At 64.8% G+C, this 4,044-nt stretch carries 8 protein-coding genes and 1 pseudogene; 1 reads left to right on the top strand and 8 read right to left on the bottom strand.

The features are described from left to right. The 8 genes and pseudogenes from rpsI to AC2VOP_RS12820 all read right to left on the bottom strand — a co-directional run. The coding region (gene rpsI, locus AC2VOP_RS12785) for a 30S ribosomal protein S9 (RefSeq protein ID WP_486961317.1) at positions 1 to 433 on the bottom strand (433 nt) is incomplete at its 3' end. Then, positions 430 to 873, bottom strand: a complete 444-nt coding sequence (rplM, locus tag AC2VOP_RS12790) for a 50S ribosomal protein L13 (RefSeq protein ID WP_486961318.1) — start codon at positions 871 to 873, stop codon at positions 430 to 432. The genes rplM and rpsI, both read right to left, overlap by 4 nt. A 231-nt stretch (positions 874 to 1,104) precedes the next feature. Then, the gene (locus AC2VOP_RS12795; protein WP_486961319.1) at positions 1,105 to 1,401 is read right to left on the bottom strand and encodes a WXG100 family type VII secretion target; all 297 of its coding nucleotides are present in this window, start codon (positions 1,399 to 1,401) and stop codon (positions 1,105 to 1,107) included. A 17-nt stretch (positions 1,402 to 1,418) separates the two neighbouring features. Next, on the bottom strand, positions 1,419 to 1,718 hold the full coding sequence (locus AC2VOP_RS12800) for a WXG100 family type VII secretion target (protein WP_486961323.1): 300 nt from the start codon (positions 1,716 to 1,718) through the stop codon (positions 1,419 to 1,421). A gap of 241 nt (positions 1,719 to 1,959) precedes the next feature. After that, positions 1,960 to 2,376, bottom strand: coding sequence for a type II toxin-antitoxin system VapC family toxin (locus AC2VOP_RS12805; RefSeq protein WP_486961324.1), 417 nt, complete (start codon positions 2,374 to 2,376; stop codon positions 1,960 to 1,962). Then, positions 2,373 to 2,600, bottom strand: coding sequence for a ribbon-helix-helix domain-containing protein (locus tag AC2VOP_RS12810; protein WP_486961320.1), 228 nt, complete (start codon positions 2,598 to 2,600; stop codon positions 2,373 to 2,375). The genes AC2VOP_RS12805 and AC2VOP_RS12810 overlap by 4 nt, the downstream gene beginning before the upstream one ends. A gap of 267 nt (positions 2,601 to 2,867) precedes the next feature. Next, positions 2,868 to 3,266 (bottom strand): type II toxin-antitoxin system VapC family toxin, encoded by a 399-nt coding sequence (locus AC2VOP_RS12815; protein ID WP_486961321.1) that lies wholly within the window; start codon positions 3,264 to 3,266, stop codon positions 2,868 to 2,870. A 92-nt stretch (positions 3,267 to 3,358) separates the two neighbouring features. Continuing rightward, a pseudogene (locus AC2VOP_RS12820) lies at positions 3,359 to 3,535 on the bottom strand (hypothetical protein); the annotation flags it as partial. Positions 3,536 to 3,782: 247 nt separating this feature from the next. Here AC2VOP_RS12820 and AC2VOP_RS12825 point away from each other — a divergent pair. Continuing rightward, positions 3,783 to 4,044, top strand: a 262-nt coding sequence (locus tag AC2VOP_RS12825) for a transposase (protein ID WP_486961322.1), incomplete at its 3' end; no start/stop codon positions are given.

Here is a 4,044-nt window from a genome sequence, read left to right on the forward strand (position 1 = left end):
GCGGGGCCTTGCGGGCCTTCTTCAGGCCGTACTTCTTGCGTTCGGTGGCCCGCGGGTCGCGGGTCAAAAAGCCGGCCTTCTTCAGCGCCGGCCGGTCCTCGGGCTGCACCAGCACCAACGCCCGGGCGATGGCCAGCCGTAGCGCGCCCGCCTGCCCGGACGGCCCGCCACCGTCGAGGTGGGCGAAGATGTCGAAGCTCTCCGCCCGGTCCACGGTGACCAGCGGAGCCTTGATCAGCTGCTGGTGCACCTTGTTCGGGAAATAGCCCTCCAGGCTACGTCCGTCCAGGTCGAACTTGCCGGTGCCGGGCACCAGGCGCACCCGTACCACGGCCTCCTTGCGGCGGCCGACGGTCTGGATCGGACGGCCCAGGTCTCTCAGCGGTTCGGATGCCTGCGCTGTTTCGCCGGCGTCGGTTACAGTCTCGGTCACTGCGTCACCTGCTTGATCTCGTACGGGACCGGCTGCTGCGCGGTGTGCGGATGCTGCGGGCCGGCGTAGACGTGCAACTTGCGCTTGATCTGACGACCGAGCTTGTTCTTGGGCAGCATGCCGATGATCGCCTTCTCCACGACACGGTCGGGGTGGCGCTGCATCAGCTCACCGAGGGTCCGCTGACGCAGCCCGCCGGGGTAGCCGGAGTGACGGTACACGAGCTTGCTGCGCAGTTTGTCACCGCTGATGGCGACTTTGTCGGCGTTGACGACGATGACGAAGTCGCCGCCGTCGACATTCGGCGTGAACGTCGGCTTATGCTTGCCGCGCAACAGCGTTGCCGCCGCGACGGCCAGCCGGCCGAGCACCACGTCGGTGGCGTCGATGACATGCCACGACCGTGTGGTGTCACCCGCCTTCGGCGTGTAGGTGGGCACAGGGCTTACCTCTCGTGATTCGGGTTCGGGCACCGGTCAGGCGTCGACGGCGGGGCGTTCTCGGCGACCGGCATTGACCCGAGGACCCGCGTGTACCGCGCGCCAACGACGCAGCTTACCGGTGGGTATCGGCGCAGGTCAAAAACAGTCGACACAGAAGTGGGGTGCCGGTGTGGCCCTGACGGCTCCCCTCCGGCAGGGCCACACCGCGTTCGTGGAGGTGCCTGGCGGCTACCGAACCCAGGCGCGGCCGGCCCGGCGGTCGGCGTCTGCCACGTCGGCCGCGCCGTCGCGCACGGCGGCACCGAGATCGAACAGGATCTGGTTGAGCGCCGCGGCCGCCTGGTGCCATCTGAGTTGCTCGGCGCGGTAGGCGTCGGCGGCTTCCCGGGTCCACACCTCCTGCAGCGGTGCGACCTGGGCGCGCAGGTCCTCCAGCGCTCCGTTGAGGCGGGCGGCGGTGGCGTGGATGTCCTGGCGGACGACGTGTTCGATCTCGTCGAAGTTGTACGAAAGCACCGGTTCCATCGGTAAACCCTCTCCGTTCAGATGCCGTCGCCGGCTGCGGCGACGTGGTCGGAGTGACCTTCGGCCGCTTCCCGCAGCGCGCGTTCGTTGTGCCGGATGGTCTCGGCGATGCCCCGCAGTGCCTCGTGCAGTCGCACCGACTCGGTGTTCCACCGGTCCACCACGTCCTGAAACCTCGCCGCTGCGGGCCCGGCCCACACCGCCGCCGGTACGCCGCGCATCCTGCCGATGAACGCCTGCAGCGTCGCCCGGATCTCTTCATTGCGGGCATCGGTGGCCGCCGCGACGGCGCGCATCACCTCGAAGTCGGTGCTCAGTGTGGTCACGTCTCCCCCTTGCAGTAGCTGACACCTCGTTCGACTGCGTCGTGGCGGTTTTGGTTCCGTTTCTCTCCAGTCTCTCCAGCGAACAGCCGCCTGGGCGTGCGGCCCCGGGGCGTTGTTGGTCAAAACGACCGAGCAACCTGACCTTGCTGACAAGTCGGCAAACGACCCGTCGCGGGTGCTGGAGTGTCAACGAACGCCCGTTCATGAGGTAACCGTCCGGTCAGCGCCGGGGTCACGGAAGGAGAGCGAAGGCCTCGGTATGGCATGGCCGGACGATGGTGAAGTGATGGCGGTCTACGGTCACGATCTCTTTGATGCCTAACCGCTCTGCCGTGGCCACCACGGAGGCGTCCACAGTGCCGAGCGGCAGGTGTCGGTACCGCGCAATAAGTTCGGCGATCCGCAGCCAATCTCCGGCTGCAACCGGCTCGACGGCGAACGCACCATCGGCCAAGTCGCCGAGGAATCGCACTTCAGGTTCGACGCCCAGCCGAGTACCCAGGAGGTAGACCACTTCGGTGATGACGAGTGTCGGGACGATCAACGGACCTTGATGGGTCTGCAGAAGCTCCAGTGACGCCACATGGTGGGCGTCGTCGGCATCGACGTAGGCATACAGCGGGCCCGCATCGACAATAATCGCCTCTATCGGCCGACCTCGGCTGCCAGAATCTCTTCAATTCGCTCGGAGACATCGCTACGGCCGCTACGGCCGGCGGCCGCTGCGTTCAGGTGTCGACGGCCACCGGGCACGCCCAGGTACGCCTCAAGCGCTTCACGGCTGACCTCCGAGATGGTCACATTCCGTCGCTTGGCCTCGTGTCGCAGCCGAGCATCCAGCGCATCAGGAATCTTGACCGTCGTCCGCTTCATGTATGCCAGCATACCTCAGGTGGTTGGCTGGGTTGCGGGTGTCTACCACCTGGAACGGCGGAACGAGCAGAGGGTTTGGCGAACCCGAACAGCGAACGCAGGGCGGTGAGGGTGTTGGCGCGCGGGCAGCCGTGCAGCGGCTCCAGCGCGGCATCAACGTCGCGGCGGGTGACTGACTGTTGGTTATGACGTGCGTCGAGCGTCATCGAGGCGATTTATCCTGAGTGGCCCGGCGGCGCGGGTGGCCTGGTCACGACTGGGCGAGCGCTATTCCACTGGATCGGCGATCCGGAACCCGAGCGTCACAGCCACCGATTTCATAGTCTCGTCGTGCGTGGTGATAACCAGGTCATCGAGGCCGGAACGCAACGCCGATGCGAGGTGAATGGCGTCGAGCGTGCGAACGTGAGGGATGATTGCTTCCGCTTGTTGCAAAACGGCGTGGTCGAGCGGGATCGTGTCGATATAGTCCAGAATCTGGTCGCGGCCGGCGACCGGCAGGCTCTCCCGCCGCAATACGCGAGTGATCTCGGTACGAAGGATGCGTGAGGAAACGACGCGATCGTCGTCTCTGCCGGTCGTGCTGTCGAACCATTGGGCCGCTGACGCCGAATGGCCGAACATGATGCGTACCGCGACGGAGCTGTCGAGGTAGTGGTAAGTCACCACAGGCCTTTTTCTTCGTTGAGTAGCTCATCGATTGTCGATGCCGTGGTGAGATCATGCCGGGCGATTGTGCGGGCACGTGCGGGTCCGCTTGCCTTCCGGGGAATCAGGGCTGCCGATGAGACGGCGGGGAGGATTGTGCCTATCCGGCGGTTGTGGCGGGTCAGCGCGTATGGCTCGCCCCCTTCGAGGTCGGCGATCATTGAAGCAGGATTCTGGCGCAGCTCACCGACGGAGATCGACTTCACGCGATCAGGATACCAGGGAATTGTCTACTTTTGTCTACCACGTGGAATGCCGGGATGGGGGTAGGTTAAGGACGTGTCAGAGCCATAACTTGCTCTGCCGTGACTGACCCGGTGCGACCTGCGAATTCGCCGCTACGACTGACACACCTGACCTTGGAAGCAAGTCGATAATCTACCCGCTTCAGCAGTGCGTGCAGAGTGCCTCGGACGACGGGGCATGGTCGCGAAAAAACTTGAAATGTAATACGGCCATGTATTACATTTAGGTGTGTCGGTCGACTGGTCCAGACGCGCTGACTACATCGCCAAGCATGGAGTCACACCTGAGCAGGCCGACGAGGCGCTAAACGATGCCAACGCAGTCATCTTCGACCCCGACTACAACACCATAAGCGGCCAGCAGATCCGCACCGTCGGCTACTCGCCAGGCGCTCGGACTGTCCTGAGCGTGATCACCCTTGCCAAGGACGGCGTCGTATGGGGCGTCAACGCGTGGAAATCCAATAGCCGTGACCGCAACTACTACCGCG

The organism is Mycobacterium sp. TH-M106, from assembly GCF_057473765.1.